This is a genomic window from Candidatus Methylopumilus planktonicus (assembly GCF_000981505.1).
Classification (GTDB): domain Bacteria; phylum Pseudomonadota; class Gammaproteobacteria; order Burkholderiales; family Methylophilaceae; genus Methylopumilus; species Methylopumilus planktonicus.
Map to the genome: position 1 here is coordinate 899,681 of NZ_LN827929.1, position 17,108 is coordinate 916,788.

Consider the following 17,108-nt stretch of genomic DNA (forward strand, 5'->3'; position numbering starts at 1 on the left):
CTAAAAAAAGAGTTGCTTAAAAATTCTAATTTTTAATGACGCCAGTTTTAATGGCATAGCGAATGAGTTCCACGGCAGTATTGATATTTAATTTTTGTTTAATCATGGTCTGATAATTCGATACCGTTTTGGAGCTTATATTAAGTGTTGCAGCAATCGCATCAATCTCAAGTCCTTCCGCTAATAATCGAAAGATTTCAAACTCACGTGCAGAAAGTTCATCAATCGGATCTTCTGCCCCTGAAATCGATTGCATAGCTATCTTTTTAGCAATCTCATCACTTAAGAAGATCTCGCCTCTCGCAACCATTTGAATAGATTTCACGAGATCATCGCCCAGCGTATTTTTAATAAGATAGCCCTTCGCTCCCAATTTTAAGGCCTGATTCGCAAATGATAAATCCTCATGCATAGATAATACTAAAATCCGGGCACGCTCATGACGCATCAAAATACGTCTTATTGACTCCAATCCACCCATCCCTGGCATGGATAAATCCATTACCATAACATCAGGCTTTAATTCTCCAAATATCTTGTAGGCTTTCTCACCGCTCTCCGCTTCGCCGATCACTTCAAATAAAGTTTCTTGCTCGAGAAGACGTCTTACACCAGCTCTGACCACTGCATGATCATCCACTAAAACAATCGTCACTTTTTGACTCATTTATTTTGGTATTCTTTTTAAAGGGAGTTGAATATCAAGACTTACACCTTGATGCACTTCACTCTTAATTTTTATAGAGCCATTAACTTCATGAATGCGCTCACGCATACCAGATAAGCCAAAGCCATCTCGATGTGATTTTTTGAATCCCACTCCATCGTCTTGCACATGTATATCAATCATTTTGGAAGATACATTTTTTTTGACGAACTGAATCTTTATATCCACATGTTTAGCTTTCGCATGTCTAGAAATATTGGTTAAACATTCTTGAATAATACGATAGGCCGTAATAGAGAGGGTCTCAGTGATCCTTGGTAAACCTTTTAGATCAACTTGATAGTCTAGCCTGATTTTAGGATGTCTTACTTTCCAAGAACGAATTAAGTCAATCAAACCTTCTTCTAAACCTAACTCATTTAATACACCTAGTTTTAATTGATTAAGCATACCGCCCACAAGATTCATGAGATGCTTCGATAGATCAGAAATAGCATGTGCTGATGGTTTAATCTTTGGGTATTCTTTAGTGGCTAAATTTTTTAACACAGCCGCATCAGCGTGAATAGCCGTTAAAGACTGTCCAAATTCATCATGGAGATCGCGCGCTAAACTTTTTTTCTCTTCCTCTTGAACACGAATTAATTTTTGCGAGAGCTTATGGTTTTGTTCAACACTTAATCTTAAAGTTTTCACCATATGATTAAATTTTGAACTAATCACAGATAGCTCTGGTGTTTTTAAGTCAGGCATTTTAACTTTCAGGTTCCCTAATTCTAATTGAGTTAAGGCTTGTAAAATAAATTCCACAGGGCTTAAAGCACGAAATACAATCCATGCAACCAAAATATTCGTTAAGATAAAGAAGGTTCCTGCTAAATAAAAAATACCTGTAAGTTGATTCCATATCTCTCCAAATTCATAACTCGGATCAGGGGTAATAATAATCGTACCCTTCGGCTGCCCCAATATCTCAACAGGTAAACGCTTCGGTTGCCATGGATCAGAAATGAGCCCCATAAAATTCACAAACCAAGGTGGAGCTTGATCCATTGTTTGTGTTCTAGTGTCCGAAATATTACTCTCGATCAACTTACCCTCTAAATTATAAAACTCAATTTTAAGATGTCGCATATGGACCAAAGTCTGAAGATTGAGAGGTTTATATTCACTCTCAATCGAATAGTATTTAGGATTTTTTAACACTCCGATTTCAAATAAATACAATGTGAGTTTCTCGGAGGAAGCAACCTCTGCGCGGACATTTTTTTTGGCCATATCGATTGCTAAAATCGATCCTAAAACTAATATCAGAAGTAATACCGCATTAATAATTAAAATAAGACGAAGCTTTAAGCTCAAAGGTAATTCCTTTTTTTAGTGGCCATTGTGTCGCACATTTATTAAAAGCATATCAGGAAAGCTTTCTAAATTATTTAAGAAAAATTTATATTGGCTAATTCTATGGTGCCAATCATTGGTACCTTTTATTCTGATATAAAAACTTACGCAAGATAAAAATATCAGCTATAAAAAAAGGAGCTTAAAGCTCCCTTTTTTATTCTCCTTAACTAGCATTACTTAGCTTCAGGCGCCCCCCCGAATTCATAACGAAGACCAACCCAAGCCGCGCGAGGTGCGCCTGGAACAACACCAGTAACCCCTCTATCATCAGTACCCCAAGTACCTGTTGGAGAAAAATAGGTCTCAGCTAAACGACCGCCAGAATAGTACTCTTTATCAAAGATATTGACGGCTTTCGCAAAAAGTTTCCAACCTTGTCCCGCATCATACTGTGTATCAAGATTGACCACTGTGTAGCCACTTAATTTACCGTAACATTTCTCATGGCCGTCTGCACTGTCATTACAATCACTCGCCGTGGTATTGCTATTGTGGGCATTGTTTTCATTACCATGAACAAATTGACTTGAGTAATAAACGACGTTACTTCCCACGAACCATTTAGGTAAAATCTCATACTGTGCACGAAGTTTAAATTGATGCTTTGGAATACCTGCTAAATAATTTCCTTTACGGACATTCACCACATCATCATCATTGCTTGAATTAATTTCATTCAACAACTGAATGTCAGAATCATACTTGGCTGAGATAAAGCTATAGCCTGCTCTAAAGAAAAATTTATCGATCGTACCATTAAGCCCTAAGTCAAAGCCTTGACGTTTGGTGCGACCTACATTATCAAAATAACCAAGTGCGCCTGAATTCGTACTTGAATTTATAAAATGAATATCATCATGATTCATCGTGCGATAGATGGAAGCATTCCATTTTAAGCTCTCTGTGAGTTTACCTCTGAGGCCACCCTCATACGTCTTGGCAACCACTTGATCCAACGGTGGATCAGACGCCATCGCATTAGGTAATTTACAAGGTCTTGCAGGGTTGGCGCAACCTAACTCGATTGAGGTTGGAGCTCTATTGGACTCGCTATAGCTGCCAAATACACTGAGATTATCATTCGGTGTATATGTTAGGCCAAGAGATGGATTCACACGATTAAAGTTATGATCTCCTGTGAGGCTTGCATCGCCATACCTTATATGATCTCGATTTCTGACCTTGGTATGGTTGTAACGAGCACTCGCTGTTAGATGCCACTGAGAGTTTAGCGACAAGGTGTCCGTTGCAAAAAGGCTCGCTGTTCTTGATCGACCACCCAACAACACATCAAGCTCGACTTCTTCATCTAAATTAATAGGGCGTCTTGCCGAATCAAACCATGTGCCAGCTGCAATATTCGTTCCGCCACTTGGTACTGGAGATCCATCTGCTTCACCAGCTGTACCAGCACTTACTTCACTAATTTGTTCTGTTTGGGTAAGTTTTGTTCTTGCAAGATCATAGCCAAGCCCTGTTATAAACTGGTTTTTTTTGCCCCAAATGTCTTGATTAAAAGCAGCCTGAAGATTAAATCCAAGGTTTCGTTGTTTGATTCTTGAGCGATTCAAAATACCTGGTGCACAAGCCTCTTTATCATAGTCCTCTCCAAGAGAATCCGTGCCTCTTGGTCGACAAAAGCCGGCAGTATCAACGCCACCGCTTGTTGAAGCTGGATCTAAAGTTTTATAAGTTCTAAAATCATCATTCGCATCACCATTGAGGGTATTTCGATTCGAGGTTCGATAATATGTGTTACCACTTAGCATCACATCTTTATTGAGCCAATGCGCCCCATTTAATGCAAAATGATTTAAGTAATTCTTGGTTTGATCTGGTGTTGTATGAATACCCGTGCGATCACTTCCTAACATGTCAATGGGTGTTAAACCATTACCGATCATATTGTTGTAAGCGCCAATGTAACTCAAATCTAATTTTGAGCTCTCATTCTGCCAACCGATCTTACCGAAGGTTTGATTTATATGGGTCGGTGAATGCTTTCTCCAGCCATCTTCGTCAATATTTTGTGCACCAAAGAAATAATCAACAGAACCATCTTTTGAAACGCCGCCAAATTGAGCAAGAGCTCTTTTTCTTCCCCAAGAACCGCCTTCAACCTCAAGCGCTGCGCCACGATTATTTCGGCCATCTTTGGTTTGAATTGCAATTGCACCGCCAAGCGTATTCATGCCATAAACTGGATTCGAACCAGGCACAACCTGCATATTTTGAATCGCAAAATTAGGTATCAGATCCCAATGGACAGTATCACCAAATGCTTCGTTGACCTTCACGCCATCCACATAAACCGACATACCCTGTGGCGTGCCAGCTAAGGGAGATGCTGAAAACCCTCTAAACATGACATCAGGCTGCCACGGATTACCTTGCGTTTCACTGAATGTCACGCCTTGCGCATTATTAATGAGCTGATCCGCAAAGGTCACACCTGGTTGATTGCGAAGATCTTTGCTATCAAATATTTGGATATTTGCTGGAATAATATTAAGGGGCAAACCAATCGAAGGAAGTGGTGTCGTGCTTATCACGTTGATTGTGCTTGTCGTAAATTTTTCAGCAGCGCCGAGTGATACTGAACTAGCAAGGGCTATAGCCACGATTGCAGAATTTTTTAGTTTCATGCTTACAAAATCCGAAAATATTAAAGATGTTGCGACTTTAATGAGATTCCTGATAAATTTCAATATCTTAGGTGCTTAAAATGCCTAGGAAAACTTCCCGAAGAAAGCCCCCCCTATTTCCCATTAAAAATACCAAAAAAATCAATAAGTTAATATGTTGTTAAAATGCCCAATATGGATGAATTTTGTTGTAAAAAACAACGATTTTTTTATAGCTACAAAATCACCTCCAAACCCACTTCATTGGGTTTGGTTTGGAACTTCATATCAATACCAAAATTTGGTACAAAAGCCAAATGATCACCTATAAAAATTAGAGGTAAAAAGTCTCTTTCCCAAGGAGGCAAATCTGACTCTTGTAAAAGCTGTTTAATTTTTTTGGTTGGTCTTTTTGAATCCGGCTTAAAACTTTCTCCACCCTGGCGGTTTCTAATTATTAAATTTTTACCCTTCAAAAATTTTAATTGGATACCCCTACCTTTTACTTTTTTGAACGTTAATTTTTGCCCATTTGGCAAAATAATTTCCGATTCACCCGCCCAAATAATTTCATAATTTTTATTCGTTTGTAGGTTTTTTGGGACGATATAAATCTCATCCTGATAGCGGCGAATTTCAAATTCTTTTGAGAGCTGAATTTTCAATTCTGCATCTTTTTTGGCCGTTAAAACTTGTCTTAAAAGTTCATCTAAAAGATCTCTAGATGGCATCAATTGATCATTCATTTCAAGCCAAAACCGTAAAGCATTTTTAGCTCTAGCATTTGATAATTTATCTAAAGTTTTTACATTAAGTTTATGTTTATAATTATCTGATTTTAAACTACTTTTTAAATCTATTTGTGCTAAGTCATCGAGCAAATGTTGCGCCTCTGCTAGATGAGAAGATGATCTAGAAATTACTTTAATAATATGATTAAACCTCTCCTTAAGTATAGGTAAAAATTTTGATCTAATGAAATTTCGATCAAAGTCGATATTTTGGTTACTTTCATCCTCAATCCACTTTAATTTGTGCTTTTTGGCATAGCTTTCAATGTCGATTTTTGAGGCATTTAGGAGTGGTCGCCATAGTCGTCGACTGTCATCAAAATGTGCCATAGATGACAAACCTTTGACCCCTGCTCCACGAATGAGTTGTAGTAAAAAAGTCTCGGCTTGGTCATCTTCATGATGTGCTAAAACCACCAAGTCGGATTTAGATTGTAGGAGTTTTTCATAGCGAAGTCGCCTTGCCTCCCCCTCAATGCCGAGGGACTTTTTTTGAGGTAATTTAACGTAATTTACATCGAGGGGAATGGATAATTTTCTGCATAACTTCTCACAAAATGTCACCCACTTATCTGCATTTTTACTCAAACCATGATGCACATGGCTGGCTTTTAAAGTGAATGTTTGTGTCTTTTGAAGTTGATGTATGAGATGTAAAAGAACAACTGAATCGATACCGCCACTTAAAGCGACCGTCATCGATTTCATCTTTTTGTGTGATTTCGATAAAGATACAAAACCTTTCTCGACTACATCGAGTAAGGATAGTGGTTTGGTTTTTTTGGGAGTAGTAGCTGAAACTTTGTTACTTAGCGGTTTCTTTGAAATTGCCATAGCTAAGTAGACGTTCGTATCTTAAATCAAGGAGCTGCTTTAAAGGTTTCTTTTGCAGTTTTGTGAGGTGTTCTTTCAAGGATTTTCGGACGGTTTCCATAAGTTGATTAGGGTCGCGATGCGCACCCCCTAGAGGTTCTGGAAGAATGGTATCGATGAGACCTAAATCTTTTAAGCGGGTGGCTGTAATACCTAATGTTTCAGCTGCCGTTGACGCCTTATCCGCACTCTTCCATAGGATAGAGGCACATCCTTCAGGGGAAATCACAGAGTAAGTCGCAAATTGAAGCATGATGAGCTGATCCACGACACCTAACGCTAATGCACCGCCTGAGCCGCCCTCGCCAATCACAATACCAATCATGGGTACTTTTAACTCGGCCATGACATATAAGTTACGCGCAATGGCTTCAGATTGACCGCGTTCTTCGGCATTAATGCCTGGATAAGCCCCAGGGGTATCTATCAAGGTCACAATAGGCACGTTGAATTTTTCGGCTAATTTATAAAGACGTAAGGCTTTTCTATACCCTTCAGGCTTTGGCATACCAAAGTTGCGGTGTTGTCTTTCCTTCACATCCCGCCCTTTTTGATGCCCTATGACCATGACAGGGATGCCTTCAAATAAAGCTAAGCCCCCTACGATCGCTGGGTCATCGGCAAAGGCGCGATCGCCATGCAACTCTTCAAAATCTGTGAAAAGTTTCTCAATATAATCAAGGGTGTAGGGTCTTTGTGGGTGACGTGAGACTTGGGAAATTTGCCAGGCATTTAAATTGTCATAGATCTCGTGTAACAGTTTTTCGGTCTTACCTTCGAGCTGACTGAGCTCTTTTGAAATATCAAGATTCTTATTCTTGTCATGCGTCTCTTTAAGCTTCTGGGTCTGAGCTTCAAGTTCTGAGATTGGCTTTTCAAAGTCTAAATAACTAATTTTCATTGATACAAAACTTTTAAAATCGGGAAATTAATTATAAAGGATTTTTACGTTTTCTTCGCTCAACCATTGGGTTAAACCGTCTATCAATTCATCATGCAAATCCACCTGCCATTCTCGACCTAAAAGAAGTTCTGCATGACCTAGGTCATTATGGTAATCAATTTTTACGCGGCAACGTTTTAAGTCATGTTGCGGATGACCGCAGTAAGGTTTTAGCATTTCTCTTAATTTATTAGCATCCGATTGACCATTACATGAGATCTTTAAATGGTGTGCGAATTGATTACGAGCGGTGGACAAATCAAAAAGTTTACGCGCAGTCACTCTGATACCCCCTGTGAAGTCGTCATGACTGACACGTCCTTCGACAATTAAAAGCTGATCTTCTTGAACTAGCCTTTGTGATTGGGTAAGAAGATCATTCCCTACCACGACGTCTACGCGAGAAATCGCATCATCTAATGTGACAATCGCCATTTTGCCGCGCGCTGTCATGCGAATTCGAATCGCCACAATCACCCCTGCAATTACATAAGGTTGCTCTTGCGGTTTTAATTCTCTGATCTGAGTTTTGATGAATGGTCGCACACGCTTTTCAAAGAAGGTGAATGGGTGGCCACTAAAATAAAAACCGAGCGCTGCTTTTTCTTCTTGCAGTTTTTGCTGGGGCGTCCATGAGTCCATATGCACCATATCCACTTTTTGCGTTTGCTCTTCGCCAAACAGACTATTTTGTGCAATGTTTGCTTTTCCTTGCTCAGCTGCGGTGATGGCTAAATTAACACTTGCGAGTAATGAAGCACGATTAGATTCAAGTGTGTCGAATGCACCGCCGCGGATAAGAGACTCTACGACACGACGATTCACTTTTCTTAAATCAAGTCTCGCACAAAAATCAAAAAGATTTTTGAATGGGCCTTTACTTTCGCGCGACTCTAAAATAAGTTCAATCGCGGCTAAGCCGGTACCTTTGATGGCACCTAATCCATATAAGATCTGTGTCGTATTGGTTGGAATAAATTCGAAACTACTTTGATTAATATCGGGTGCTAATAATTCGACACTATTTGGTTTACAATCCTCAAAAAATATTTGGATGTTGTCGGTATTATTCATATCAGCCGACATGGAAGCGGCTAAGAATGCTGCGGGATAATGTGTTTTTAAGTAAGCGGTTTGGTAAGCCACCATCGCATACGCTGCTGCATGTGATTTATTAAAACCATAGCCTGCAAACTTTTCGAGCAAGTCAAAAAGTTCACGCGCTTGTCTTTCATTCAATCCATTCTTTAGAGAGCCTGCAATAAATCCTTCGCGCTGCGCATCCATCTCCTCAACTTTTTTCTTACCCATCGCACGACGAAGTAAATCAGCCGCTCCCAATGAGTAACCTGCAACCGCTTGTGCAATCTGCATCACCTGCTCTTGATAAACCGCAATCCCGTAAGTTTCTTTTAAGATCGATTCGGTGGAGGGATGGGGATAGACGATGCGCTGTTGTCCGTGTTTACGTTTACAAAAGTCAGGGATCAAATCCATAGGGCCCGGACGATAAAGTGCTACGAGTGCGACAATATCTTCAAAGCAATCTGGCTTCGCTTGTTTTAACATGTCTTTCATACCGCGTGACTCAAGCTGGAAGACGGCAGTGGTATTTGCACTCTTTAAAAGCTGGAACACTGTTTTATCATCGAGTGGCAAATGATTCAAATCAAGTGGCGGTAGATTTTCATTGATCCGCAAAATATTTGCGTTCTTTAATGCCATCGCAAGAATGGTGAGTGTGCGAAGTCCTAAGAAGTCGAACTTCACTAAACCTAGAGCTTCAATGTCATCTTTGTCGAATTGACTCACCAAACTATCGCCATTCGCCTGACAATAAATCGGTGTGAAGTTTGAAATTTTTCCGGGAGCAATTAAAACGCCACCCGCGTGCATGCCGACGTTTCGCACGACACCTTCTAACCTTAATGCCAGATCAATCAGCTCTTTGACTTCTTCTTCTTTGTTATAACGATCTTGTAATTGTGGTTCTTTGTTTAATGCATCTTCTAATGTGATCCCTAATTCCATGGGGATGAGTTTCGCAATACCATCGACAAAATTAAATGGGAGGTCAAGAACACGACCCACATCTCGAATCACAGCACGTGCTGCCATCGTACCGAAAGTGACTATTTGCGAGACGGAACCTGCGCCATATTTTTGTTTGACATAATCGATCACACGATCGCGACCTTCTTGGCAGAAGTCGATATCAAAGTCCGGCATCGACACACGATCAGGATTTAAGAAGCGCTCAAAAAGAAGTTGGTAGCGGATTGGGTCGAGATCAGTCACACCTAAACTATAGGCTACCAAAGATCCAGCCCCTGAACCTCGACCAGGACCTACCGGGACTTCATTATTTTTAGCCCAGTTAATAAAGTCAGCAACGATTAAGAAGTACCCTGCAAAACCCATCTGGTTAATGATGGAAGTTTCAAAAAGAATGCGTGCATCATAATCATGTCTGACTTCATGACGTTTTACTTCATCTGGAAAAAGTTCTTTTAAGCGAACTTCTAATCCTTTTTTAGATTCTGAAATTAAAAAGTCTTCGAGCTTTTCTTGATTGGGTGTTGGGAAGTCAGGTAAGTAATTTTTACCTAAGGTAAATTCGAAGTTACAACGCCTTGCAATCTCGACAGAATTTTGCAGCGCTTCAGGGATGTCGCTGAATAAAGTAGTCATCTCCACTTCATTTTTAAAATACTGTTCGTGTGAAAATAATTTGGGTCGACGGCTATCTGCCATGATGAAACCTTCAGCGATACAAGTTCTCGCCTCATGGGCTCTGTAATCATCTTGATCCATAAATTGGATGGGGTGGGTGGCTACCACAGGAATTTCTAAGCTTGTCGCTAAGCTCAAAGATTGATTGATAAAACGTGCTTCATTTTTTTTATCATCTCCTTCTGCAATCCGTTGGATTTCAATATAGAAACGATTTTTAAAATGTGTTGCCCAATCTTTCATGGCATGCATTGCGATATCCGTATGCTCTTGAAGGATGGCTTGACCGACATCTCCCATAGCAGCACCTGAGAGAATGATGAGACCTTCATTTTTTTCTAACAACCAAGACTTTTTTACTTCAACGCGACCACGATACTGATTCTCTAAATAGGCACGCGTCAAAATTTCGGATAACGCTAAATAGCCTTTATCGTTTTGACAAAGCGCTAGAATTCGATAAGGCTGATCTCGGTTGACTTCATTTTCAATCCAAAGATCAGCACCTAAAATAGCTTTAATACCTTTTTCTCGCGCCGCCTTATAAAACTTGACCAAACCAAATACATTATTTAAATCCGTGAGCGCCAAGGCTGGCATATTTTGAGATGAAGCCTTATCGATGTAGTCATCAATGCGCACAATCCCATCGGTGATGGAATATTCACTATGGCACCTTAAATGAACAAATGAGACGGGATGGGCTTCAGACATGACTCTATTTTAAAGGATGAATGACTTAAATCTTAGCGTTTAGTCACAAAAAAATTACTTGATCTACCCATAAAAAAATAACTGATGTATATTGTCAAGTATTACTCAATTTAAAAGGAATTTTCATCATGGCAGTGACTCTCAAAGGCGGCCCAGTCAAAATAGGTGGTCAATTTTTAAGCAAGGGACAAAAAGCACCTGACTTTAGTCTAGCAGATAAAACGCGTGCAGATGTCGACTTAGCTCATTTTGCTGGCAAACGAAAAGTGCTCAACATTTTCCCAAGTGTCGATACACCAACATGCGCTACATCTGTGAGGAAATTTAACGAAGCTGCAGCTAAATTAAATAACACAGTCGTCTTATGTATCTCAGCCGACTTACCTTTTGCGCAGAATCGTTTTTGTGGTGCTGAAAAAATTGAGAACGTACAAACACTCTCAACATTTCGTAACACGAAAAAATTTGCCAACGACTTTGGTGTATCCATTGATGATACAAGTTTGGCTGGTTTAACTTCTCGCGCTGTGATCGTGTTGAACGAAAATAACGAAGTACTTCATAGCGAACTTGTTTCAGAAATTACAGAAGAACCTAACTACGAAGCTGCGTTAAATGTACTTTAGTCTTTTGGTTTTCGATTACTACCTGCCACCATTTTAATTTCGAATAAACGACACTCTAAAGCACCGTTATATAACGGTGTTTTTTTTGTGGGCTTTAATCGCATATCTTTTGGCATCTCAAGGTCTGCGGTTAAAAAATAAGTATTCCAACCCCCGAAGGATTCTTTCATATGCTTTGCCCAGGCCGGATACACCTCTTTTAAATCTTCGTCCTCTCCTATGCGCTGACCATAAGGTGGATTGGTTACAAGCGTCCCTTCTGATGCGGGTGGTTCTAATTTTATAAAATCACTTTGCATGACTTTTGCAACCTCTTCCAAGCCTGCAACTTTTAAATTGTGACGCGCAACTCGTACTGCCCTTAAATCCATATCTGATCCATAAATGTCTAAGAACTCAATGGGCTTCATTTTATTCATAGCTTCGTTTTCAATTTTTTTCCAAAGGCCTTCATCGAATGAAGTAAGTTTTTGAAAACCAAATGTACGTTTCATACCGGGTGGTTGATTGACTGCCATCATGGCTGCTTCAATTAAAAAAGTACCACTACCGCACATGGGATCTAAAAATGGTGTGCCTGGTATCCAACCGGACAGCATAATGATGCCTGCCGCTAAGTTTTCACGTAAGGGGGCTATCACACTCACATCACGAAATCCTCTTTGATAAAGTGGGGCACCCGAGGTATCTAAATAAAGTTGATATTGATCATGAGTGAGATAAGCATGAATGCGAACGTCAGGATCTCTCACACTCACTGATGGTCTTAACGCACCCTCTACACGGAAACGATCACATACAGCATCTTTAATACGGAGTGTCACAAAGTCTAAACTTTTTAGGGGGCACTTCACACCTGTGACTTTGACGCGAATCGTTTGATTCACTTTAAACCACGAAGGCCAATTCAGCTTAAACGTCGCCTTATAGATATCTTCTTCGCTGGTATAACTTCCCTGACCTACTCGGGACATAATGCGCGTAGCGATTCGACTATGTAAATTGACGCGATACATCGTCTCCAAATTGCCTTCAAACGATACGCCCCCATCAGTCACTATAATCTTTAATGCATGCTGTGCTAAAAGCTCATCTGCTAGCAAAGCTTCAAGGCCGCGCGGGCAAGTAGCAAAAAATTGAAAATTCAAATGTCTTAACCTTTAAAAATTATTGATCGAATGTAATCATGCTCGATGCTTGGTGATTATGAAGCACAAGCTGATTAAAGAATGATAAAAATTCGAGCCCATAAGTTTTTTCAAGTAACTTCGCTTTTGCTCGCAATGTCTTTACATCCAATTCTTTTGGGATGTCATGAAAACCTAACACAATTTGATTGCCAGGTTTACCTGTAGGAATCACTAAGATAAGCCCTTCGAAAACACCACGCATACGATCAATATAAAGATCGTAATGTGGATCACTCGCCCATATATTCATGACAAAAATACCATGTCGTCTTAAAGTTGCTCTGCATACATCAAAAAAAGAAAGGCTTCTGAAATTTCGCGGAATACCATCGGGGTCAAAAGCATCAATCATTAAAATATCGGCCGACTCCGGATGTTCTTTCATGAAAGGAATGCCATCACCGTGAATAACTTTGAGTGATTTATCGTTAGGAGGAAGATGAAACATAAGATGTGCTACACCAATCACTTTTCGATGAATCTCAACCACAATAGATTTCATATCAGGTAAAAACCGATGAATAAATTTAGGGATAGATGCGCCACCTAAACCAATCAATAAAATTTTACGAGGTCGGGCATGAAAGAGAAGAAACATCATCATGGCTCGTGTATAAGTGAGTTCTAAGTGAAAAGGTTTTTTTAAGCGCATTGAACTTTGGATTGCGTGCGAAGCAAAATGTAAAGAACGTATACCTTCAGATTCACTGACATCAATACTGATGTCATCATCCATCACTTCTTCACGAAATATTTTTTTAAATAAGTCTCTCATGGGTAAAAAGGAATATCATCCAACGCTTTTTCTAATCGTTTCAGTGATACAGGATATGCTGTTTTCAAATCTTGGGCGAATAATGACACATGAAGCTCTTCAATCTGCCATTGAAAATCTTTTAGGGCTTTAGGAGGTGTCATTTTTTTTGAGACATAGGGTTTTAATCGCTCACCAAGCAATTGGTGAATGCGATCAATATCTTTTTGCATGATTGCATCTTTATCTACTCTTGAAGGGTATTTCTCAATACGAATCATAAGTGCTTTCAAGTATCTTGGAAGATGAGAAAATGTATCTGAAGGTGTCGATATAATAAATTCATTATGGATTAAGAAGTTAATTCGACTTGCAAAAATAGATTCCGATCTTTTTTGTATGGGACTTAACGTTTTTAATAATTGTTTAATTTGGTGGTAATAGGTAGCACTCAAATGAATAGTGTCTAATATCGCCTTCATAGCTTGTGGCAGCGCATTTTTGATACGTTTAATTAGTGTAATAAAATCACCTGAAGTCCTTGGCATCAGCTCTTCAGAATTTAATGCTGTGTCTAAAATCATTTCAATCACATCACCTTTTAATTCTTCAGCATCAATCATGTCTCTTAAGAAAAGCTGGGCTTCTTTAAGTTTGCTCAAATCTTTTTCAAGTTGTTTGAGTTGTGGCTTCAATTCAAAACTGAGCAATCTTAAAACACCTTGACGATGCGATACTTTAGCCTCATCCTCTGAGACAAACACACGGATAGCTACTGACTCAACTTCATCAGATAATCCCACAAAACCTTTGTAGTCTTTTTGATGTGTATTTAATTCAATAGCATGTGGTAGTTCGTCAAAATCCCACCGTTTTAAATTGAATCGTTCAACTGCATTGGTCTTATCATTCTTTTTGACATGCACTTGTGGCTTGACTGAACCTTTTAGAAGGTTTAAATCACGACCTTGCGATACAAGTTCATTTTTTTGGTTCACTACTTCAATATTCATAAAACAATGACGAGGCAGACTTTCAATTTCCTCCTCACCTATCATGTAAGGTTCTTTTGTTTTCTTTAAAACAAAATCACTGATCGATTGAAATAAATGGTGATGGGTTTTGTATTGGGTTAAGAATTCAGTCACAGTATCTGTGAGCGGAAAAAGTTGAGTACGAATATTTTTAGGCAATGACTTAAAAATACAATTGAGTTTTTCACGAATCATCCCAGGAACTAACCACTGCATGATATTTAAATCAAGTTGATGAAAATCAATTTCAGATATAACTGCTGTCACACCGTCATCAGGATGACCGGGTTCAAACCGATATTTTAGTGGAATCGTAACACCTTCAATATTTAAAGTTTCTGGGTATTGAACTTCCGTAATCTCATGCGCGTCCCGCCTCATAAGAAGATCTTTGGTGAGGAACAAGACTTGAGGATGCTTGTCCTCTATCTCGCGACGCCAATCTTCAAATCCCACGCCATTGATAATACCCTGCGCTATTTTCTCATCATAAAACTGAAAAAGATCTTCTTCATTGACTAATACATCAAGTCGTCTTGCTTTATGTTCTAAAAGCTCAACCTCTTCTATGAGGCCTTGATTATGTTTCCAAAATAATCCTTTTGAAACGTAACCCCCTGAGACCAGGCCTTGTCTAATAAATATTTCGCGAGCGATTTCTGGATTGATCGGCCCAAAGTGCACATTGCGTTTAGGCACTATCGTTAATCCATAGAGTGTAATTCTTTCATGCGCATTCACGCGAGACAACTTAACATCCCAATAAGGGTCTGTATGGTGATGTTCTACTAAATGTAAGCTTAAGGATTCAATCCATTCCACATCTATTTCAGCCGCTGTTCTCGCATATAGTTTTGTCGTATCTACAAGATCTGCTGCCATCACCCATTTCGATCTTCTCCTCTTAATATTTGATCCTGGGGACAAGTGAAATTCAATGTTTCGAGCGCCCACGTATGAATCATCTTCTAATGCTTTGATACCGATATTTCCTAAAAGCCCGGCGAGTATTGATCGATGAATTTGAACATAATTAGCCGGCTTATCATTCTCTTTATAATTCATATCTAAAATGAGTTCTCGAATTTGATCATGCAAATCTCGCCACTCACGCATTCTAAGATAAGACAAGAAGTGTGCATGACAAAGTTTTCTTAAATTATTTTGTGTTGTCTTCTTCTGAATGGCCTCATCAAAGAATGTCCAAAGTTTTAAAAACGAGACGAAATCAGATTTTTCGTCAAAGAATCGAACTTGCGCTGCTTCACTTTCGGCTTTTTTATCCAAAGGTCGTTCTCTTGGATCTTGGATACTTAATGCACTCACAATAATTAAAAGTTCAGACAGTGCATTTTCTTTTTTTGCCTGAAGCAGCATGCGACCTAATCTTGGATCCATAGGAAGTTTAGCTAGATCACGACCTATGATTGTTAACTCATATTGATCATCCACAGCACCCAATTCTTGCAATAATAAATAACCGTCTTGAATGAATCGTCTGCTGGGTGGCTGAATAAAAGGAAATTGTGAGACATCACCTAAATGTAATGATGCCATTTTTAGAATGACGGAGGCTAAAGATGATCGATAAATTTCAGGGTCTAAAAATAAAGGTCTCGCATTAAAATCATCTTCCGAATAGAGCCTTACGCAAATACCATCAGACACACGTCCACATCGACCGCTTCGTTGCTTAGCTGATGCTTGAGAAATTTTTTCAATTTGTAATTGTTCAACTTTATTTCTGGTGCTATAGCGATTCACTCTGGCAATACCTGGATCAATCACATATTTAATTCCTGGAACAGTGAGTGATGTTTCAGCGACATTGGTGGATAAGATAATACGCCGTCCATTTGAGCCTCTAAATATTTTTTGTTGCTCTTCATTGGAAAGTCTTGAAAAAAGTGGAAGGATTTCGTAATGCGGTGGTAATTTATTTTTTAGAAATTCAGCGATATCTCGAATTTCTCTCTCGCCTGGTAAAAATATTAGAGTGTCTCCTCCTACTTTTGAGAAATCTTTCACAACATCAAGAATAGCCTCTTCAATTTTTTCTACTTGGTCGTCTTCGTCTTTAACTTCTAAAGGTCGATAGCGAATCTCAACGGGATATGTCCTACCTGAGACTTCAATAATAGGTGCATTATTAAAGTGTTTGGAAAAGCTCTCCACATCAATGGTCGCACTGGTAATAATAATTTTTAAATCAGGACGCCTAAGAGTTAGTTGCTTTAAGTAACCTAAAAGAAAATCAATATTAAGACTTCGCTCATGGGCTTCATCAATAATAATGGTGTCGTATTTTTTAAGATCAGGGTCTGTTTGTGTCTCTGCCAACAGAATGCCGTCAGTCATCACTTTAATAAGTGTTTGATTGGAGACTTTATCTGCAAATCGAATCTTAAATCCTACAGCATCGCCTAAGGGGGAATTTAATTCCGATGCTATGCGAGAGGCCACTGATCTCACTGCAAGACGTCTTGGCTGTGTATGGCCTATGAGGCCCTTAATACCTCGGCCTAAATGAAGACAAATTTTGGGGAGCTGAGTTGTTTTACCTGAACCTGTTTCGCCACACAAGATCACGACTTGATGATTAAGAATTGCCTCATTAATCTCTTTAACTCTTTGAGAAATAGGAAGCGCTTCAGGAAACTCAATAGGTAGTATGCTTTCTAGTCGAGCTTGTCTTGATGCTTCAATCGCTAAATTTTTATCTTTGTTTTTTAATGGCTCACTCACAATTTAAAAA

Annotated in this window: 10 protein-coding genes; 1 reads left to right on the forward strand and 9 read right to left on the reverse strand. The window is 39.2% G+C overall.

The window, feature by feature from the left end:
- Positions 1–25 precede the first annotated feature (25 nt).
- The 6 genes from BN1208_RS04775 to dnaE form a co-directional block, all read right to left on the reverse strand.
- Positions 26–667 carry a response regulator gene (locus tag BN1208_RS04775; RefSeq protein WP_046488366.1) on the reverse strand — a complete coding sequence of 214 codons (642 nt, stop codon included), beginning with the start codon at positions 665–667 and terminating at the stop codon, positions 26–28.
- On the reverse strand, positions 668–2,029 hold the full coding sequence (locus tag BN1208_RS04780) for an ATP-binding protein (RefSeq protein ID WP_046488367.1): 1,362 nt from the start codon (positions 2,027–2,029) through the stop codon (positions 668–670).
- A gap of 215 nt (positions 2,030–2,244) precedes the next feature.
- Positions 2,245–4,716 carry a TonB-dependent receptor gene (locus tag BN1208_RS04785; protein ID WP_052734677.1) on the reverse strand — a complete coding sequence of 824 codons (2,472 nt, stop codon included), beginning with the start codon at positions 4,714–4,716 and terminating at the stop codon, positions 2,245–2,247.
- Positions 4,717–4,931: 215 nt separating this feature from the next.
- A complete protein-coding gene (gene tilS, locus BN1208_RS04790) occupies positions 4,932–6,320 on the reverse strand; it encodes a tRNA lysidine(34) synthetase TilS (RefSeq protein WP_046488369.1) in 1,389 nt (462 codons plus the stop codon).
- Positions 6,292–7,260, reverse strand: coding sequence for an acetyl-CoA carboxylase carboxyltransferase subunit alpha (locus BN1208_RS04795; protein ID WP_046488371.1), 969 nt, complete (start codon positions 7,258–7,260; stop codon positions 6,292–6,294). Before BN1208_RS04795 ends, tilS begins: the two co-directional genes overlap by 29 nt.
- Positions 7,261–7,287: 27 nt before the next feature.
- Complete coding sequence (gene dnaE / locus BN1208_RS04800; protein ID WP_046488373.1) at positions 7,288–10,749, reverse strand: DNA polymerase III subunit alpha; 3,462 nt, start codon at positions 10,747–10,749, stop codon at positions 7,288–7,290.
- A gap of 125 nt (positions 10,750–10,874) precedes the next feature.
- Here dnaE and tpx point away from each other — a divergent pair, with 125 nt between their 5' ends.
- The gene (gene tpx, locus BN1208_RS04805) at positions 10,875–11,375 is read left to right on the forward strand and encodes a thiol peroxidase (protein ID WP_140017190.1); all 501 of its coding nucleotides are present in this window, start codon (positions 10,875–10,877) and stop codon (positions 11,373–11,375) included.
- Here the strand turns inward: tpx and BN1208_RS04810 are convergent.
- Genes BN1208_RS04810 through hrpA form a run of 3 tightly spaced genes read right to left on the reverse strand, consistent with a single transcriptional unit; the run spans position 11,372 to position 17,098 of the window.
- Positions 11,372–12,523, reverse strand: a complete 1,152-nt coding sequence (locus BN1208_RS04810) for a THUMP domain-containing class I SAM-dependent RNA methyltransferase (protein ID WP_046488377.1) — start codon at positions 12,521–12,523, stop codon at positions 11,372–11,374. The genes tpx and BN1208_RS04810 overlap by 4 nt on opposite strands.
- Positions 12,524–12,542: 19 nt before the next feature.
- The gene (locus tag BN1208_RS04815; RefSeq protein ID WP_046488379.1) at positions 12,543–13,340 is read right to left on the reverse strand and encodes a fused MFS/spermidine synthase; all 798 of its coding nucleotides are present in this window, start codon (positions 13,338–13,340) and stop codon (positions 12,543–12,545) included.
- The gene (hrpA, locus tag BN1208_RS04820; RefSeq protein WP_046488381.1) at positions 13,337–17,098 is read right to left on the reverse strand and encodes an ATP-dependent RNA helicase HrpA; all 3,762 of its coding nucleotides are present in this window, start codon (positions 17,096–17,098) and stop codon (positions 13,337–13,339) included. Before hrpA ends, BN1208_RS04815 begins: the two co-directional genes overlap by 4 nt.
- Between the last annotated feature and the right edge of the window lie 10 nt (positions 17,099–17,108).

What these genes read in the sequence shown, in the direction of transcription:
- BN1208_RS04775 (WP_046488366.1), bottom strand. Translation starts at nt 667, where the DNA reads ATGAGTCAAAAAGTGACGATTGTTTTAGTGGATGATCATGCAGTGGTC.
- BN1208_RS04785 (WP_052734677.1), bottom strand. Translation starts at nt 4,716, where the DNA reads ATGAAACTAAAAAATTCTGCAATCGTGGCTATAGCCCTTGCTAGTTCA.
- tilS (WP_046488369.1), bottom strand. Translation starts at nt 6,320, where the DNA reads ATGGCAATTTCAAAGAAACCGCTAAGTAACAAAGTTTCAGCTACTACT.
- BN1208_RS04795 (WP_046488371.1), bottom strand. Translation starts at nt 7,260, where the DNA reads ATGAAAATTAGTTATTTAGACTTTGAAAAGCCAATCTCAGAACTTGAA.
- dnaE (WP_046488373.1), bottom strand. Translation starts at nt 10,749, where the DNA reads ATGTCTGAAGCCCATCCCGTCTCATTTGTTCATTTAAGGTGCCATAGT.
- BN1208_RS04815 (WP_046488379.1), bottom strand. Translation starts at nt 13,340, where the DNA reads ATGAGAGACTTATTTAAAAAAATATTTCGTGAAGAAGTGATGGATGAT.